This window comes from Kocuria sp. CPCC 205263 (assembly GCF_040981075.1).
Lineage (GTDB): Bacteria > Actinomycetota > Actinomycetes > Actinomycetales > Micrococcaceae > Kocuria > Kocuria rosea.
In genome coordinates, this window is sequence record NZ_JAVKPV010000060.1 from 1 (window position 1) to 596 (window position 596).

Annotated in this window: 2 protein-coding genes; one reads left to right on the plus strand and one right to left on the minus strand. The window is 64.9% G+C overall.

From position 1 onward, the window contains the following. The coding region (locus RF647_RS19115; protein WP_368813113.1) for a hypothetical protein at window positions 1-191 on the minus strand (191 nt) is incomplete at its 3' end. A 60-nt stretch (window positions 192-251) separates the two neighbouring features. Between RF647_RS19115 and RF647_RS19120 the strand changes: the two genes are divergently transcribed. Continuing rightward, a partial coding sequence (locus RF647_RS19120; RefSeq protein WP_368813114.1) for an IS5 family transposase occupies window positions 252-596 on the plus strand: 345 nt, incomplete at its 3' end.

The window sequence follows — 596 nt, forward strand, 5'->3', positions numbered from 1 at the left end:
ATCTCGATCTCTGAGCATGCGGCCAGATCCGCCGCAGTCCTGACTCCAGGATCAGCCGACACGCTTCGATTTTTGGTGACGTAGGTCAATGACCAGCTCCAGCGCTCCTGACTCACCTGCTTGTCAAATGGGGGGCGTGGCGCCTGGACGAGACGCAACACGAGAAACGTCGACGCCAAGATGGCTAACACCTGGTCTCATAACTCGGTCGATCGTTGCTCGTCGTCGCCCGGGTGGGTGACCATGCCCGCATGGCCACGAGAAAGCACCAATGGATGGTCGATGACCGGCTGTGGGAGCTGATCATCCCACTCATCCCGCCTCAGCCACCGCCTCGAAGGCCCGGAGGGCGGCCCCGGATCGATGACCGGGCTGCCTTGGAAGGCATCCTGTTCGTGCTCCACACCGGATGCCGGTGGCGGGACCTACCCGTGGAACTGGGTTGCGGGTCCGGGCACACCGCGTGGCGGCGGCTGCGCGAGTGGCAGCAGGCCGGGGTCTGGGAACAGCTCCACCGGGCCGTACTCGAGGAGCTGTCCGAGGAGCAGATCATCGACTGGTCCCGAGCCAGCATCGACTCGGTGTCGGTGCGGGCC